Origin of the sequence: Methylobacterium sp. V23, assembly GCF_002917135.1 — a bacterium.
In the GTDB taxonomy this organism is placed as follows: Bacteria; Pseudomonadota; Alphaproteobacteria; order Rhizobiales; family Beijerinckiaceae; genus Methylobacterium.
In genome coordinates, this window is the sequence record NZ_PDHT01000008.1 from 1 (window position 1) to 15,791 (window position 15,791).

Below are 15,791 nucleotides of genomic sequence, written 5' to 3' on the forward strand. Positions count from 1 at the left end.
CACAGGTTCAAATCCTGTCCCCGCAACCAAACACAAACGCTAAGAGGCCCGTCGCGCAACACACGCGACGGGCCTCTCGGCGTTCTAAGCCTGCGTCAGGCCCAGGATCGCACGGGCTTCCGCCGGCGTGGCGATCCCGCGGCCGTGCCGCCGCACCGTCTCCGCCGCCAGGGCGACGAGTTCGGCATTTCCGCTGGCGAGGCGTTCCCGGGTGATCCGGATGTTGTCCTCGAGGCCGGTTCGTACCGCCTGCGCGCCCCGGGCGAGTGCCCAGTCCATCACCTCCGCCTGGTGCCGCCCGATCCCGGCCGCCGTCCAGGTCGCCCGGGGCAGGATGCGGCGCATCTCGCCAAGCATGAGGTCGAGGAGGCGCGGGTCCGCCGGCATGGCGTTCTTCACACCCACGACGAACTGCACGTGGGGCCTGTCATCGATCAGCCCGGCCTCCACGAGGCGCAGGGCGCCGTGGAGATGCGACAGGTCGAAGATCTCGATCTCGGGGCGCACGCCGAACTGCTTCATCTGACCCGCGAGGTCCGTCACCAGGGTTGCGTGGTTCTCGTAGACGATGGTCGGGAAGTTCACCGACCCCGTGGACAGCGAGGCCATGTCGGGACGATGCTGCAGGGACAGGCCTCGGCTCGCGGGGTCGCGCCCGCGTCCGCCGGTGGAGAACTGAACCACCATGTCGGGGCAGTGCCGGCGCAAGCCCGCCTGGACGGCGGCAAAGCGATCGGGATCCGAGGACGGCGTCTCGTCGTCGTTGCGCACGTGGATATGGGCGAGAGTGGCCCCGGCCTCGTAGGCGGCCTGCGTCGAGGCGATCTGCTCGGCCACCGTGACCGGCAGCGCCGGATTATCGGATTTGCGGGGCACCGAGCCGGTGATCGCGACGGCGATGACGACGGGCTCGTTCATGAGACTTCCTCCTGTGCGGATATGGCGGTGGACACCCCTCCCCGCCCGGCATGGCCCGCATTGGCCGCGACCGCAAGCGCGGCGCTCCGGGCGCGACAGAACCCTTTCCGGGCCCGCCCACCCGCCTTAAGACTGGCGCTCATGAACGACACGATCCTGATCCTGAACGGCCCGAACCTCAATCTGCTCGGCCAGCGCGAGCCCCACATCTACGGGCACGCGACGCTGGCGGACGTGGAAGCCCGGTGCCGGACCCTGGCCGCGGACTTCGGTCTCGCCGTCGCCTTTCACCAGAGCAATGCCGAGCACCAGCTCATCGACTGGATCCAGGCCTATCGCGTGGGCTCGGCCGGCATCGTGATCAATCCGGGCGCCTACACGCACACCTCGATCGCCATCCTCGATGCCCTGAACGCCTGCGAGGTGCCGATCATCGAGTGCCACATCTCGAACGTGCATCGGCGCGAAGCCTTCCGCCAACATTCCTACGTCTCGCTCGCCGCGACCGCCGTGATGGCGGGCTTCGGCACACACGGCTACGAACTCGCCGTCCGGCACATCGCCCACCTGCGCGGCGCCTCCGAGACCTCGGGCGGGCTGACTTAGACGGCCCTGGTCCGCAGCCGGGCCAGGCTGTTCCAGGCCGGCGCCAGGACGAAGCTCGTCACCGGGATCAGGGCTGCGCCGATCACGAGACCGACGAGGCCGGAGCCCGCCGCGGTGACGAGCCATTCGACCGTTCCGGCGAGAGGACCTGCGACGCCCGCCGCCCCGGCCGCCGCGGCGTGGATGGCGTGGCCGATCTGGGGCAGGCCGTAGCCCTCGAGGCCGTGCACCAGGATGCCGCCGCCGACCCAGATCATCGCCGCGGTGCCGACGATGGCCAGGATCTTGAGAAAGCCCGGCATGCCCTTGACCAGGGCGCGGCCGACACCGCGCACGAGGCTGCCGAAGGCCGAGCGCGACCCGTTGGCGGCCATCGCGACCCCGGCATCGTCCGCCTTCACGATCAGGGCGACGCCGCCATAGACCGCGATCGTGATCCCCACTGCGACGACGGCCAGGACCGTCGCCTTCATCCAGAGGGAGCCCTCGGGCAGGGCCGCGAGGGTGATCGCCATGATCTCGGCGGAGAGGATGAAGTCCGTCTTGATCGCGCTCGAGACCTTCCGGTCCTCCAGGGCCCGGGCGTCGCCGGCGGCCTCGTCGCGCTTCGCCTCGTGGGCATGGGCCAAATGCGGGAACAGGGCCTCGTAGACCTTCTCGGTGCCCTCGTAGGAGAGATAGGCGCCGCCGAGCATCAGCAGGGGCGTGATCGCCCAAGGCGCGAAGGCGCCGAGCGCCAGGGCGGCGGGCAGCAGGAACAGCAGCTTGTTGCGCAGGGACCCCAGGGCGATGCGGCCGACGATGGGCAATTCGCGCTCGGCGGCGAAGCCCACCACGTAGCGGGGCGTCACGGCGGCATCGTCGATGACGACGCCGGCCGCCTTCACGCCGGCGCGGCCTGCCTGGGCCGCGACATCGTCGAGGGAGGCCGCCGCCACCTTGGCGAGGCCCGCGACGTCATCCAGAAGCGCGATCAGTCCGATGCTCACGGGAACCCCTGCCTGCCGGGCCGCAGCCCTGCGCGCGGAAGGTCGCGGCGAGCTTGGCCTTTACAGGAGACGAACGGGGCGGCGATTTGATCCCGGAGCCGTGCCGATGACCGTCGGGACCTGGCGTCCCGCTCGGTCATCGGCCCTGGCGTCGACCCTAGAACGGGATGTCGTCGTCGAGGTCGAAGTTCGGCTTGGAACCGCCGCCACCGCCGCCGCCGCCGCCGCCGCCGCCCGAAGCGGGCCGGCGCTCGCCGCCGCCGGAGGAGCGGCCGCCGCCGTATTCCCCGCCGCGGTCGCCGCCGCGTCCGCCGCCACCGCCACCGCCGCCGAAATCGCCGCCACGGCTGATCTGGCCGCCGCTTTCCTCGTCCATGCCCATCTCACCGCCGCCGCTGCGGCCGTCGAGAAGAGTCAGCTCGCCACGGAAGCGCTGGAGCACCACCTCGGTGGTGTACTTCTCGGCGCCGGACTGGTCCGCCCATTTGCGCGTCTGGAGCTGGCCCTCGATGTAGACCTTCGAGCCCTTGCGCAGGTACTGCTCCGCCACGCGGGCAAGATTCTCGTTGTAGATCACCACCGAGTGCCACTCGGTCTTCTCCTTGCGCTCGCCCGACATCTTGTCCTTCCAGGACTCCGATGTGGCGATGCGCAGGTTGACCACGGGATCACCGGAGGCGAGGCGCCGTGTCTCGGGGTCGCGCCCGAGATTGCCCACCAGGATCACCTTGTTCACGCTGCCGGCCATGCCGCTCTCTCCTACCGATCGATCTCACTGCGCGCTGCGACCCCGAACCACCGGGACGCCGCCCTGTCATGGGCCTCTCGGCCCCCGGCGGCAATCGCGGTCGGCGGGATGTCCCCGTGACTCTCAGGGCAGCGTGGCGCCCGTATGTTCTATCTTTGTTCTGCCATTTCGGCAAGGCACCCCTGGGGGGAAGCGCCCTGCTCTCCGCTCAGCGGATCCGTACGATGAGCTTGCCGAAATTCCGGCCCTGGAGCAGGCCCGCGAAGGCGTCCGGGGCCTTCTTGAGACCGTCGACGATGTCTTCCCGATGGACCACGAGGCCCTCGCGCAGCCAGGCCCCGACGTCCTGCAGGAACGCGGATTCCTGCGCGGCGAAGTCCCAGACGATGAAGCCCTGGACGTGCAGGCGCTTCGACAGGATCGCGCGCATCAGCACCGGCACCCGGTCGGGACCGGGCGGCAGCTCGGTGGCGTTGTAGCCGGAGACGAGGCCGCAGACCGGGATACGGGCGAAGTTGTTCAGAAGCGGCAGCACCGCGTCGAAGACCGCGCCGCCGACATTCTCGAAATAGACGTCGATCCCGTCGGGGCAGGCGGCGGCCAGCGCATCCGGGAAATCCTCGGCGCGGTGGTCGACGGCCGCGTCGAAGCCGAGGGTGTCACGCAGGAAGGCGCATTTCTCGGGGCCGCCCGCGATGCCCACCGCGCGGGCGCCTTTGCGCTTGGCGATCTGTCCGACGAGGGAGCCCACCGGTCCGGTCGCGGCGGCCACCACCACGGTCTCCCCGGTCTTGGGCTGCCCGATGTTGAGGAGGCCCGTATAGGCCGTCATGCCGGGCATGCCGAGGATGCCGAGGGCGGTGGTGACCGGGGCGGCCTCGGGATCGAGGCGGCGCAGGCCGCGGCCGTCGGAGACGGCGAAGTCCTGCCAGCCGCCGAAGCCCACCACCGTCTCGCCGACACGGTAGTCGGGATGCTGGGACTCGATCACCTCCGCCACGGTGGCGCCCACCATGGTGTCGCCGATCGCCACCGGCTCGGCGTAGGATTTCGCCGCGCTCATGCGTCCGCGCATGTAGGGATCGAGGGAGAGATAGTGGTTGGCGAGCAGCACCTCGCCCGCCTTCGCCACCGGCATCCGCGCCTCTTCGAGCCGGAAATGCGAGGCGTTCGGCTCACCGTGCGGACGGGCGGCGAGGACGATGCGGCGGTTCACGTTGGTCATGCGGGGCCTCCGGGGGTTCGCGAAGCGTTTCGCGATGGGCGACGGGTGCGCGGCGGCCGCGCCCGGTCGGGAGATCCCCCGACAGATGGGACGGAAGCGGCCGATGACAATTCCGCGCGGGTCGGGCGACGGGTCCGGGGTGTCCTCCCCGCGTTGTCCCGGGACGGGGACCGGCACGGGAGAGGTCAGGATGGCACGGGGATGGCGGATGATCGGGGCGATGCTGCTCGGCGTCACGGCGGCCCAGGCGGCCGAGAACCCGCTGGCGCGCGACCGCTGGAGGTCGCGGGTGCTGGTGATCTCCGCGCCCGAGGCCGGCGATCCGCGCGTCACGGCCCAGCGCGGCGCGCTGGAGAAAGCCCGCGCCGGCATGAAGGAGCGCGATCTCGTCATCCGCGAGGCCTTCGGCGACACGCCTGAGGCACTGCGCCTGCGCGCGGCCCTCGGACTGCCGGGAGACGGCTTTCGCGTGGTGCTGGTGGGCAAGGACGGCGAGGCCAAGCGCACAGAGACGGCGCCGATTCGGGCCGACGCGCTGTTCGAGACCATCGACGCGATGCCGATGCGTCGGGACGAGCGCCGCCGCTGAGGCGCGGACGGGCAGCCGACGAAAAAAGGGGCCGCACGCGGCGGCCCCTCCGAGAATCCGATCGCGAATCAGATCGGGCGATCCGATCAGTAGCAGCGCTCGACCAGCACCCGGCGGTAGCCGTAGGGCGTCCAGCGCACGCGCGGGACCGTGTAGCAGCCGCCGCCGTAACCGTAATCGTAGGCGCCGTAACCGACCGGGGCGTAGCCGTAGCCGTAACCCGGGCCGTAGCCACCGTAGAGGCCACCCGCCGCCAGGCCGAGGCCGACGCCGAGACCCAATCCGCCGAGGCCGTAGCCGTAGCCGCGCCCGTAGCCGCGGCCGTAATAGCCGCCGCGGTAGCCACCGAACCCACCGCGATAGCCGCCGAAGCCGCCGCGATAGCCACCGAAGCCGGCATTGCGGAAGCCGCCGCCGCCGAAGCCGCCCCGGAATCCACCGAATCCACCCCGGAAGCCACCGCCACCGAAGCCGCCGCCGTGGAACCCACCACCGTGGAAGCCACCGCCGCCGAAACCACCGCGCGCCTCCGCCGTGGCGGGAATCATCGCGAGCGCGCCGATCATGGCCGCCGAGGCCAGAACAACTCGTTTCATCACATCGTCTCCGAAAGAATCCGAAACGTCCCCTTGGACGCTCAAACGCCGTGGCACCCGGAAGGGTTCATGCGCGTTTTGCCTCTCCCGTCATCGTGAAGCCCGCCACGTCCACGTCAAGGGTCCTGGGTCCTGGTCAAGCGCGCGACGTCCGGCCCCGGTGACCGCCCTTGAAATCGCCCGGGGTTTCGGGCGAGGAAGCGTGGCCGGCCGCTTCGATCCTCCGGCAGGCGCGGTCGAGGACGATGCGGGTGACCATGGTGCAGGATGTCGTGCGGGCTCGCCTTCGGATGAGCCGCTTCCCGGTCCCCGCCCTGCTGCGCGCCGCCTTGCTGAGGGCCGCCTGCCTCGGTTTCGCCCTCGGCGGTCCGGCGCTGGCCGCGCCGGCGGCTGCCCCGGCCCCGACCTCGGCCCTGACCTCGGCTCCTTGCCGGGCCGTCCAGGCGGAGGGCGAGGCCTACACCGTCTGCACGGTCGACCTGCGCCGCGAGCGGGTGCGGCTGTTCTGGCTCGGAGCCGACGGCCTGCCCTATTCCTCGCTCTCGACCCTGGCCGAGAAGCAGGGGGCCGGCCTGCGCTTCGCAATGAATGCCGGCATGTACGACAAGGGCCAGGCCCCGGTCGGGCTCTACATCGAGGACGGACGCGAGCTGAAGGGCGTCTCGACCGCCAACGGACCGGGCAACTTTCACCTGAAGCCGAACGGCATCTTCTGGGTCAAGGGCGAGCGCGCCGGCGTGATGGAGACGGGCCGTTACCTGCGCAGCGCTCCGAAGCCGGATTTCGCCACTCAGTCGGGGCCGATGCTCGTCGTGGACGGGCATATCCACCCCAAGATCTCCGCCGACGGCCCGAGTCAGAAGATCCGCAACGGGGTCGGGGTCCGCGACGACGGTCGCACCGCCGTGTTCGCGATCTCCGAGCGCCCGGTGAGCTTCGGCGCCTTCGCGCGGCTGTTCAAGGACACCCTCGGCTGCCGCAACGCGCTCTTCCTCGACGGAAGCGTGTCGAGTCTCTACGCCCCGTCGATGAACCGTTCGGACCTCAGCCGCCCCCTCGGCCCGATGGTCGGGGCGGTGGCGCGCTGAGGACCGCCTCAGGCATCGTCCTCGCGGCCGAAGACCTCGCCCTCCTCCGCCAGCCGCGCATCGGCCTCGTCGCTCCGGAGGATCTGCAGGGCGCGATACTGCTGCAGCAGGCCGCGCAGGCGGATATTGGCCTCGGTGCAGTCGGCGGGGTCCGGGCTGTCCGCCCCGCAGCCCGCGATGGTCTCGGCAGTCTGCCGGTCCACGGCGGCCCGGTCGGCCGCGCTCAAGCCTTCGAGGTCGCCGAGGCCGAGTTCCAGGGCGATCAACTCGGCGATCTCGTGCCGCTTCTCCTCGATCTCGGACATGGTCCCTCCGGCTCCGTTCGCCCCGTCTACAGAACGGTCAGCGTCGCCAGGTCGATCCAGGCCTCTTGTTCGTCGCCGTCGACGTCGCCGTCGACGAACCAACGGCAGAGCGCCCGGTCCCCCTCCAGGGCCACCACCGTCATGGTGGCCTCGTTGTCGTCGGATGCAACGTAGTCGCCGACCTTGATCGCCACGGAATCCCTCTTCGCCTCGCTCTGGGTTGATCTCACGTGCGCTCTGCGCGCGTCCTGATGTCGGCCGCGCTCCGCACAGGCTCTCCGTCGCGCGCGCGATTCGCGCATGTTCTTGGTCTCACGCGCGCTTGCCCCGTCTCCGTCTCATGCGCGCTTCGCGCGCTTGCCCGGTCTCCGTCTCACGCGCGCTTCGCGCGCTTGCCGAACGCCACGGACAGGCGGGCGCGCACGCCCTCCGGGATCTCCGTGCGGGACTCGATGCGGACGGACGGCATCTCGGCCCCGATGGTGCTGCCCGGGTCGAAGGCGAACTGCAGGTGGCGCAGGCCGAGTTCGAGCCGGGTGACGCCGTCCGACTGGGTCAGGTCCTCGCCGAAGACCTCGATCAGCGGCCCGTCCGGATCGCCCTTCTCGATCTGGATGATGAAGTAGCCCGCCGGCTCCTCCTCGTCGTCGGCCCCCGAGATCAGGGTGATGCCGTTCTCGATGTCGAGGCGGACCCGCTCCACCGCGAAGGTCGTGACGTCGTCGTCGTCGTCCATGGTGCGTGTGTCTCTTCCGGAATGCCCGCCGCAGCGGGGTGGTCGATGCAGAGCGGTCGGTGACCGGGCCCGCCGTGAGGCAGGCTCAGCGCTGCCCGTGCCGGGTGTCGATGAAGAGGTCCTTGAACTGGCGCGGCTGCGAGCGCCAGTACTGCCGGGGCGCGCGGACCTGAGCTCCGAGCTCGGCGGCCGCGTGCCAGGGCCAGCGCGGATTGTAGAGCAGGGCCCGCGCCAGGGAGACCGCGTCGGCCTGCCCCTGGGCCAGGATCGATTCCGCGTGGGCGGCCTCGGTGATGAGCCCGACCGCGATGGTGGTGAGGCCGGTCTCGGCCTTGATCCGCTCGGCGAACGGAACCTGGTAGCCGGCCGAGAGGGGAATCTGCTGGCGTGTGGAGAGGCCGCCGGTGGAGACGTGGATCGCGGCCGCGCCCCGGCGCTTCAGGGCGTGGGCGAGTTCCACCGTCTCCTCCAGGGTCCAGCCCGCATCGACCCAGTCGGTGGCCGAGACCCGCATCCAGACCGGCTTGCCCGCCGGCACGGCCTCGCGCACCGCCTCGAAGCATTCGAGCGGGAAGCGCATCCGGTTGGCGAGCGTGCCGCCATACTGGTCGGTGCGCTGGTTGGAGAGCGGCGACAGGAACTGGTGCAGCAGGTAGCCGTGTGCCCCGTGCAGCTCGAAGCCGTCGATGCCCAGGCGCAAGGCCCGGCGCGCGGTGGCGACGAAGCCGTCGCGGATGCGCTTCAGCCCTTCCGAGTCGAGGGCGTGGGGCGCCGCCTCGCCCTCCCCGTGCGCCAGGGCCGAGGGCGCTTCCGTGCGCCAGCCCTCCGGCGCCTCGGGGTCGATCTGGGCACCGCCGTCCCAGGGCGCGCGGCTGGAGGCCTTGCGGCCCGCATGGTTGATCTGGATCGCGATCGGCACGGGGGCGTCGCCGCGCACCGCGTCCAGGACCCGGCCCAGCGCGCGCTCGGTCTCGTCGGAGTAGAGCCCGAGGTCGGTGGGCGAAATCCGCGCCTCCGGCGAGATCGCTGTCGCCTCCAGGGTGAGCAGCCCGGCCCCCGACATCGCCATCTGCCCGAGATGCATGAGGTGCCAGTCGCCGGCCTGGCCCGCATGGGCCGAGTACTGGCACATCGGCGCGACGATGATCCGGTTCTCGAGGGTGAGATTGTCGAGGCGCAGGGGCTCGAACAGGCGGGCGGTCATGCGGGGCTCCGGCTTGGCTGCATCCCCGCATAGGTGGCGCGTCGGCGCACGCTTGGCTACCCGTCTCCCGCCAACCCGTCCTTTGCGATCTGTCCCCGGCGACTCGTCCTCGGCGACTCGTCCGCGGCGACTCGTGCCCGGCGTCCCGTTTCTGCCTAGCCCGCGCCGATCCCCCGGTCCTTCAGGCTGACGCCGATCTCGTCGAGGACACCGGCATCGTCGATGGTCGGCGGGGTGGTCCAGGGCTCGCCGTCGGCGATGCGCTTCATGGTTCCGCGCAGGATCTTGCCCGAGCGGGTCTTCGGAAGCCGCTGTACGGTCAAGGCCAGCTTGAAGGCCGCCACGGGGCCGATCTGCTCGCGGACCAGGGCCACGAGCTCGCCCTCGATCGCCTGGGTTGGGCGATCCACCCCGGATTTCAGCACGACGAAGCCGCAGGGCTGCTCGCCCTTCAGGGTGTCGCGAATGCCGATCACCGCGCATTCGGCCACGTCGGGATGGCTCGCCAGCACCGCCTCCATGCCGCCGGTGGAGAGCCGGTGCCCGGCGACGTTGATGATGTCGTCGGTGCGGCCGAGCACGGTGACGTAGCCGTCGGTATCGACGATGCCGGCATCCGAGGTGTCGTACCAGCCCGGGAAGGTGGCGAGGTAGCTCGACCGGAAGCGTTCCTCCGAGCCCCAGAGCGTGGGCAGGCAGCCCGGCGGCAGGGGCAGCTTCAACGCGATGGTGCCCATCGTGCCCGCGGGCACCGGCTTGCCGGCCTCGTCCAGCACCGCGAGGTCGTAGCCCGGCATCGGCACGCAGGCGCTGCCGTGCTTAACCGGGAGCTGGCCGAGACCGACGGGATTGCCCGCGATGGCCCAGCCGGTCTCGGTCTGCCACCAGTGGTCGATCACGGGACGCCCGAGGGCCCGCTCCGCCCAGGCCACCGAATCGGGGTCGGCCCGCTCGCCGGCCAGGAACAGGGAACGGAAGCCCGACAGGTCGTAGGTGCCGACCCGCTCGGCGCGCGGATCCTCCTTCTTGATCGCCCGCAGGGCCGTGGGCGCCGTGAACAGGCAGGCGGCGCCGTACTCGGAGACCACCCGCCACAGGGCGCCGGCATCGGGCGTGCCCACCGGCTTGCCCTCGTAGAGCACCGTGGTGCAGCCGTGCAGGAGGGGCGCGTAGACGATGTAGGAATGGCCCACCACCCAGCCGATGTCGGAGGCGCAGAAGTAGGTCTCCCCCGGCGCCACGTCGTAGAGGTTGGGCATCGACCAGGTCAGCGCGACGCAGTAGCCGCCGGTATCCCGCACCACGCCCTTGGGCTTTCCCGTCGTGCCGGAGGTGTAGAGGATGTAGAGCGGGTCGGTGGCCGCGACGTCCACGCAGGCCGCCCGCCGGTCCCCGGCCGCCGCCCGCGCCACCGTCTCGGCCCAATCGTGGTCGCGCCCCGGCACGAGGTCGGCCGCCGCCTGCGGGCGCTGCAGGATCAGGCAGGCCGTCGGCTTGTGCGACGAGGCGGCGACGGCGGCGTCGAGGAGCGGCTTGTAGGCGACAACGCGGCTCGGCTCGAGGCCGCAGGAGGCGGCGAGGATCACCTTGGGCGCGGCATCCTCGATACGGATCGCGAGTTCGTTGGCGGCGAAGCCGCCGAACACCACCGAATGCACCGCGCCCAGGCGGGCGCAGGCGAGCATCCCGAACAGGGCCTCCGGCACCATCGGCATGTAGATGACGACGCGGTCGCCCCGGCCGACCCCGAGGTCGCGCAGGACCCCGGCGAGCACCGCCACCGCGCCGCGCAACTCGGCGTAGGTGATGCGCCGCTTCGTGCCGGTGACGGGCGAATCGTACAGGATCGCGGCCTGGTCGCCGCGTCCGCCCGCGACGTGCCGGTCCACGGCGTTGTGGCAGGCGTTCAGGGTGGCGTCGGGAAACCAGCGGCCATCAGCGCCGGCCGCCCCGTCGAAGGCGCGGGTGGGCGGGCTGGACCAGTCGATCGCCCGGGCCGCGTCCAGCCAGAACGCCTCCGGATCGCGGAGGGACGCCGCATGGGCCTCGGCATAGCGGCCGGGCAACGGATTCGGGGCGTGGGGCGTAGCGTCCATGGCGTATCCTGCGGAACCGGTCGTGCTGCCGGTTTCTCCGCACTCTAGCGGAATTTCCGGCGTCGGACTGCTGCGCCATCCGGCCGGACAGCGTGAACCGCAGACTTTTGCGCCTGCCCTACGTGCTACGAAGCCGGCGGAAGCCAAAACCGCCGCCCCGGGGACCAGGGGCGCGAGGATGCTGAAACCAAAACCGCCGCCCTGGGGACCAGGGGCGGCGGCGAACATTCGAGAGACGATGAGGTGGGGCCGGAGCGGCCGCTAATGCAGCTGGTCGGATCCGCTTCGCAGCCGGTTCATCTCGTCCTTGAGGTGGAGCTTGCGTCTCTTGAGTTCTGCGATTCGCAGATCGTTCGCCGAGGGTCGGAGGGTGGCGTCGTGGATTTCCTGCTCGAGGGCTTCGTGCTTCCGGGCGAGCTGGGTCAGGTGCGTCTGCAGTGACATGAGCTGTGTCTCCTGTCTCGTTTCGACGCGGCCAGACTGACATATGATCAGCCGGCTGTCGAAGCCTATCGACGGCTAGGCTTGACGGATGTTTGTGCAGGCGGATGGTTGTGCAGGAGGCGCGGCGGGTTCTTGCCCAGGCCGAGCGGCTGTCGCATGGTCTGCCGCGAAAGCGTCCCGGGACATCAGGTGCGATGGCGGTCCAGTTCGATAACGATGCGTCGGTGGAACCCGCCGACGAGTTGGCGCGGCTGAAGCAGGAACACCGCGACCTCGACGGCGCGATCGATGCCCTCGAGGTCGGGGTGGTGGCCGACCAGCTGCAGATCCAGCGCCTGAAGAAGCGCAAGCTCTCCCTGCGCGACCGGATCTCGTATCTCGAGGACCAGATCACCCCCGATATCATCGCCTGACCGGGCCTCCCGGCGGGCGGCGGCCCGTGCGGGACGCGCCTTGCGGGCGCGCCATCGCTTTTGTATTCGGCGTTCCAGGGGCCGCGGCGCGTCGCACGGCCCGTCCACCACATGATCGCGAAGGGATCTGACGACCATGGCGGCAGCCTCCCCGGTCGCGATCATTATGGGCAGCCAGTCGGACTGGGCGACCATGCGGCATGCCGCCGAGACGCTGGATGCGCTCGGCGTCGCCCATGACGACCGCATCGTCTCGGCCCATCGCACGCCCGACCGCCTCGTCACCTTCGCCAAGGGCGCCAAGGCGGAGGGATTCCAGGTGGTGATCGCGGGGGCCGGCGGCGCCGCTCACCTGCCGGGCATGACGGCGGCGATGACCCCCCTCCCCGTCCTCGGCGTGCCGGTGGAATCGAAGGCCCTGTCGGGACAGGACAGCCTGCTCTCCATCGTGCAGATGCCCGCCGGCATCCCGGTGGGCACCCTGGCGATCGGCCGGGCGGGCGCGGTCAACGCCGCCCTGCTCGCCGCCGCCATCCTCGCCCTCACCGATCCCGGCCTCGCCGCGCGGCTCGAAGCCTGGCGCGCCGCGCAGACCGCGAGCGTCGCCGAGACCCCGGTGACCGACCTGCCGTAAGTTCTCCTCCGCCGTGACCTGCAACGTGTCTTGAAAAGCGAATCGCCGTGACCGCCCTCCCCGACATCCGCCCCGGCGCGACCCTCGGCATCGTGGGCGGCGGCCAGCTCGGCCGCATGATCGCCCTCGCGGCCGCCACCTACGGCCTGCGGGTCCACGTCTTCGCCCCCGATGCCGACAGCCCGGCCTTCGACGTCTCGGCCGAGGCCACCATCGCGGCCTACGACGACGTCGCGGCCCTGGCGCGCTTCGCGGCGAGCGTCGACGTGGTCACCTACGAGTTCGAGAACATCCCCGCCCAGGCTGCCGAGGCCCTGGCCGCGAAGGCGCCGCTGCACCCGAACGCCGCGGCGCTCGCCACGATGCAGGACCGGCTGACCGAGAAGCGCTTCATCAACGACCTCGGCATCGAGACCGCGCCGTTCCGTGCCGTGGACACGGCCGAGGACCTTGCCCGGGCACTCTCCGAGATCGGCCGCCCGGCGGTGCTGAAGACCCGCCGCTTCGGCTACGACGGCAAGGGCCAGCGCATGATCCGGGCCGAGGGCGCGGTCGATCCCGCCGCGATCCTGGCCGAGTTCAACGGTGCACCCTGCATCCTGGAGGGCTTCGTGCCCTTCGAGGCGGAGGTCTCGGTGGTCGCTGCCCGCGGGACCGACGGGGCCTTCGCGGCCTACGACCCCTGCGCCAACGAGCATCGCGACCACATCCTGGCCGTCACCCGCGTCCCCGCCCCCGGCATCGCGCCGCAGACCGAGGCGGCCGCCATCGGCATCGCCCGCCGCATCGCCGAGGCGCTCGACTATGTCGGCGTGCTCGCCGTCGAGATGTTCCTGGTGCCGCAAGGTGACGGGCCCGCCCGGGTCGTGGTCAACGAGATCGCCCCGCGGGTCCACAATTCCGGCCACTGGACCATCGAGGGCGCGACGACCTCGCAGTTCGCCCAGCACGTCCGGGCGGTCTGCGGCTGGCCGTTGGGCGATTCGGCCCGGGTCGGCGGCATGGCGGTGGAGATGCACAACCTGATCGGCGCCGACGTCGACGACTGGGCCGCGATCCTCGCCCGGCCGGGGGCGCAACTCCACCTCTACGGTAAGGGCGAGGCCCGGTCGGGCCGCAAGATGGGCCACGTCACCCAGCTGCTGCCGAGACCCTGAGACGCCTCCCGAACCGCGGCCCGATTGTGACACCGACCCGGCAACCGACGGTCCCGCCGGCCGTTTCGGCGCGGCGGGTCGGGCGGGTCATACCTTCGCCACATCCGACCGCTTGAGCGGAACCCGTCGCCGACTTTAAGCGCGCATTCACCGCGATGCGGGATGGTGCCGGCGCAACCGGCCCCCTTCATGCGGGGACCGGCACGGGACGCAATCGAATCGGGGGCGGTGTCGCGCGCGACGCCGGGGGGAGCGAGGACCATGACGGTTTTGAAGCTGCGGGCATCGAAGGCGGGGCTGATCGGGGCCACGGCGCTCGTGGCGGCCGCGTTGGCCGGTTGCGAGACCTATGGCGGCGGTGCCACCGCGTCGCGCCAGTTCGCCGTGCTCGAATCCGACCAGACGGGCGCCACCACGGTCAACATCGCCTCGCTCTCCGACGTGATCCAGCGCAATCCCAACGACGCGGCGGCCTACGTGACCCGCGGCGCCGCCTATGCCCGCGCCGGCCAGTTCAACGACGCCATCGGCGACTTCACCAAGGCGGTGCAGATCGACCCGAATTCGGCCTCGGCCTACAACAACCGCGCCCTGGCCAACCGCCAGATCGGCCGCAACGATGCCGCGCTGCAGGACTTCTCGAAGTCGATCTCGGCGGATCCCAACTACGCTCCGGCCTATATCGGCCGCGCCAACGTGCTGCGCGCCCAGGGTGATCTCGAGGGCGCCACCTCCGACCTCAACCAGGCGATCCGCCTGGCGCCGGAATCGGCCGAGGCCTACCACGCGCGCGGCCTCGTCCGTCAGAAGCAGGGCCAGAACACCCAGGCCATCGCGGATTTCGACGCCGCCATCGACCGGAACCCCTTCGTGGCGGCGCCCTACGCGGCGCGCGGCCAGAGCCTGATCGCCACCAACCAGTACGACAAGGCGATCGAGGACTACAACGCGGCGCTCAACGTCAACAACAAGGACGCGACCTCCTGGGCCTATCGCGGCCTCGCCTACGAGAAGTCCAACCGCAAGAAGGAGGCGGTGGAGAGCTACCAGCGCGCCGCGCAGATCGAGCCCGGCAACGCGGTGGCCAAGCAGGGCCTCGGCCGCGTCCAGGGCGGCGTCGGCTCGCTGTTCAACTGACCGAGCCGGTGCGGGGGCTCGGCGTCGCCCTCGCATCCGTGGTGCCGCCGCCTGCTCAGTCCGGCGGCGGAACGGCCGTCAGCGCACGCAGCTGCGTCTCGAGCCCGGCCGCCAGGGCGTCGTAGTCGCGCAGGTGCACGCCGTCCGGCGGCACCGCCCGCGTGGTCAGGCCCGGTGGTCCGTCGCGCAGATCCGCGAAGGGGTCGAAGACCCGGCAGCCCTGCCGCGCGCAGAGCCCGCGCAGGATCGCCGTGTAGGCCGCCACCGCCGCCGGATCGCGCTCCGCCTCGGCCCCCGGCCCGATCGGCGGTACCGCCGCCACCAGCACCCGATCCGCATGCGCTCCCAGCCACGTGAGGAGGCGCGCCGTCGCCGCCGCGAACCCGCCCGCGGTGCGCGCCGACAGAGGGTCGGCCCGCCGCAGGATGTCGTTCGTGCCGACGAACAGCACCCCCACTCCGGCCCGGACGGGGACGCTCAAGCCTTCGATCTCGCCCGCGTAGCGACGGGCCGAGGTGCCGCCGATCCCGCCATTCACCACGTCGGCCCGGCTGGCCAGGGCGTTCCCGAGGAGCTCGGCGTGCGAGTTGCCCGCCAGGAACAGGAAGCCCGGCCGCGCCGCCGCCAGCGCCGCCCGAATCGCCGGCAGGCGCGCGGCGAGGTGGGCATCGGCGATCTGGCGATTGCGCCGAGCCGCGTCCTCAGTCCCGAGGATGCGTCCGGCCCCCGGCACTCCGTGTCCCAGCAGCCCGGCGCCGAGCACCCAGGCTCCCAGCACCCAGGCCCCCAGCAACAGAGCGCCGAGCGCTGCCGCTCCGAGGCCTCCGGCGAGCAGGCGGCGCCGGGGCCCGGATCGCGGGCGGGTGTCGTCGGAACCGCTCATCCGTTCTCCCGATGCCGGCCCCA

General features: G+C 71.2%; 19 protein-coding genes. 7 read left to right on the top strand and 12 right to left on the bottom strand.

The window, feature by feature from the left end:
• Positions 1-84 precede the first annotated feature (84 nt).
• Complete coding sequence (locus CRT23_RS09515) at positions 85-918, bottom strand: 3-keto-5-aminohexanoate cleavage protein (RefSeq protein WP_103709491.1); 834 nt, start codon at positions 916-918, stop codon at positions 85-87.
• Between the two features lie 141 nt (positions 919-1,059).
• Here CRT23_RS09515 and aroQ point away from each other — a divergent pair, with 141 nt between their 5' ends.
• Positions 1,060-1,524 (top strand): type II 3-dehydroquinate dehydratase, encoded by a 465-nt coding sequence (aroQ, locus tag CRT23_RS09520; RefSeq protein ID WP_103709492.1) that lies wholly within the window; start codon positions 1,060-1,062, stop codon positions 1,522-1,524.
• Here aroQ and CRT23_RS09525 read toward each other — a convergent pair.
• The 3 genes from CRT23_RS09525 to CRT23_RS09535 form a co-directional block, all read right to left on the bottom strand.
• On the bottom strand, positions 1,521-2,513 hold the full coding sequence (locus CRT23_RS09525; RefSeq protein ID WP_103709493.1) for a DUF808 domain-containing protein: 993 nt from the start codon (positions 2,511-2,513) through the stop codon (positions 1,521-1,523). The two genes, aroQ and CRT23_RS09525, sit on opposite strands and share 4 nt — an antisense overlap.
• Before the next feature lie 157 nt (positions 2,514-2,670).
• Positions 2,671-3,261: a single-stranded DNA-binding protein gene (ssb, locus tag CRT23_RS09530; RefSeq protein ID WP_103709494.1), complete on the bottom strand. Its 591-nt coding sequence runs from the start codon at positions 3,259-3,261 to the stop codon at positions 2,671-2,673.
• 208 nt (positions 3,262-3,469) lie between these two features.
• The gene (locus CRT23_RS09535) at positions 3,470-4,486 is read right to left on the bottom strand and encodes an NADP-dependent oxidoreductase (RefSeq protein WP_103709495.1); all 1,017 of its coding nucleotides are present in this window, start codon (positions 4,484-4,486) and stop codon (positions 3,470-3,472) included.
• 190 nt (positions 4,487-4,676) lie between these two features.
• On the opposite strand from CRT23_RS09535, the gene CRT23_RS09540 reads away from it, so the two are divergent.
• Positions 4,677-5,075, top strand: a complete 399-nt coding sequence (locus CRT23_RS09540; protein ID WP_103709496.1) for a DUF4174 domain-containing protein — start codon at positions 4,677-4,679, stop codon at positions 5,073-5,075.
• Positions 5,076-5,161: 86 nt separating this feature from the next.
• On the opposite strand, the gene CRT23_RS09545 is transcribed toward CRT23_RS09540, so the two are convergent.
• Positions 5,162-5,671 carry a hypothetical protein gene (locus CRT23_RS09545; protein WP_103709497.1) on the bottom strand — a complete coding sequence of 170 codons (510 nt, stop codon included), beginning with the start codon at positions 5,669-5,671 and terminating at the stop codon, positions 5,162-5,164.
• Positions 5,672-5,961: 290 nt separating this feature from the next.
• Here CRT23_RS09545 and CRT23_RS09550 point away from each other — a divergent pair, with 290 nt between their 5' ends.
• Positions 5,962-6,759 carry a phosphodiester glycosidase family protein gene (locus CRT23_RS09550; RefSeq protein ID WP_103709614.1) on the top strand — a complete coding sequence of 266 codons (798 nt, stop codon included), beginning with the start codon at positions 5,962-5,964 and terminating at the stop codon, positions 6,757-6,759.
• An 8-nt stretch (positions 6,760-6,767) separates the two neighbouring features.
• Here the strand turns inward: CRT23_RS09550 and CRT23_RS09555 are convergent, their stop codons facing one another.
• The 6 genes from CRT23_RS09555 to CRT23_RS09575 all read right to left on the bottom strand — a co-directional run bounded on the left by CRT23_RS09555 (position 6,768) and on the right by CRT23_RS09575 (position 11,544).
• Positions 6,768-7,064 (bottom strand): hypothetical protein, encoded by a 297-nt coding sequence (locus tag CRT23_RS09555; RefSeq protein WP_103709498.1) that lies wholly within the window; start codon positions 7,062-7,064, stop codon positions 6,768-6,770.
• A gap of 26 nt (positions 7,065-7,090) precedes the next feature.
• Entirely contained in the window at positions 7,091-7,258 is a 168-nt protein-coding gene (locus CRT23_RS28425; protein WP_181017303.1) for a hypothetical protein, read from the bottom strand.
• Positions 7,259-7,437: 179 nt separating this feature from the next.
• A complete protein-coding gene (locus CRT23_RS09560; protein ID WP_055949978.1) occupies positions 7,438-7,800 on the bottom strand; it encodes a hypothetical protein in 363 nt (120 codons plus the stop codon).
• A gap of 85 nt (positions 7,801-7,885) precedes the next feature.
• Positions 7,886-9,004 (bottom strand): NADH:flavin oxidoreductase/NADH oxidase, encoded by a 1,119-nt coding sequence (locus CRT23_RS09565; protein WP_103709499.1) that lies wholly within the window; start codon positions 9,002-9,004, stop codon positions 7,886-7,888.
• 155 nt (positions 9,005-9,159) lie between these two features.
• Positions 9,160-11,100 (bottom strand): propionyl-CoA synthetase, encoded by a 1,941-nt coding sequence (locus CRT23_RS09570; RefSeq protein ID WP_103709500.1) that lies wholly within the window; start codon positions 11,098-11,100, stop codon positions 9,160-9,162.
• Between the two features lie 261 nt (positions 11,101-11,361).
• Positions 11,362-11,544 (bottom strand): DUF465 domain-containing protein, encoded by a 183-nt coding sequence (locus tag CRT23_RS09575; RefSeq protein ID WP_055949971.1) that lies wholly within the window; start codon positions 11,542-11,544, stop codon positions 11,362-11,364.
• 194 nt (positions 11,545-11,738) lie between these two features.
• On the opposite strand from CRT23_RS09575, the gene CRT23_RS09580 reads away from it, so the two are divergent.
• From CRT23_RS09580 to CRT23_RS09595, 4 genes are all read left to right on the top strand, one after another.
• Positions 11,739-11,957 (top strand): DUF465 domain-containing protein, encoded by a 219-nt coding sequence (locus CRT23_RS09580; protein ID WP_055949968.1) that lies wholly within the window; start codon positions 11,739-11,741, stop codon positions 11,955-11,957.
• A gap of 136 nt (positions 11,958-12,093) precedes the next feature.
• The gene (gene purE / locus CRT23_RS09585) at positions 12,094-12,591 is read left to right on the top strand and encodes a 5-(carboxyamino)imidazole ribonucleotide mutase (RefSeq protein ID WP_103709501.1); all 498 of its coding nucleotides are present in this window, start codon (positions 12,094-12,096) and stop codon (positions 12,589-12,591) included.
• A 47-nt stretch (positions 12,592-12,638) separates the two neighbouring features.
• Positions 12,639-13,748: a 5-(carboxyamino)imidazole ribonucleotide synthase gene (locus tag CRT23_RS09590; protein WP_103709502.1), complete on the top strand. Its 1,110-nt coding sequence runs from the start codon at positions 12,639-12,641 to the stop codon at positions 13,746-13,748.
• Positions 13,749-14,009: 261 nt separating this feature from the next.
• Positions 14,010-14,885: a tetratricopeptide repeat protein gene (locus tag CRT23_RS09595; RefSeq protein ID WP_055949958.1), complete on the top strand. Its 876-nt coding sequence runs from the start codon at positions 14,010-14,012 to the stop codon at positions 14,883-14,885.
• A gap of 55 nt (positions 14,886-14,940) precedes the next feature.
• On the opposite strand, the gene CRT23_RS09600 is transcribed toward CRT23_RS09595, so the two are convergent.
• Positions 14,941-15,768, bottom strand: a complete 828-nt coding sequence (locus CRT23_RS09600) for an SGNH/GDSL hydrolase family protein (RefSeq protein ID WP_103709503.1) — start codon at positions 15,766-15,768, stop codon at positions 14,941-14,943.
• Between the last annotated feature and the right edge of the window lie 23 nt (positions 15,769-15,791).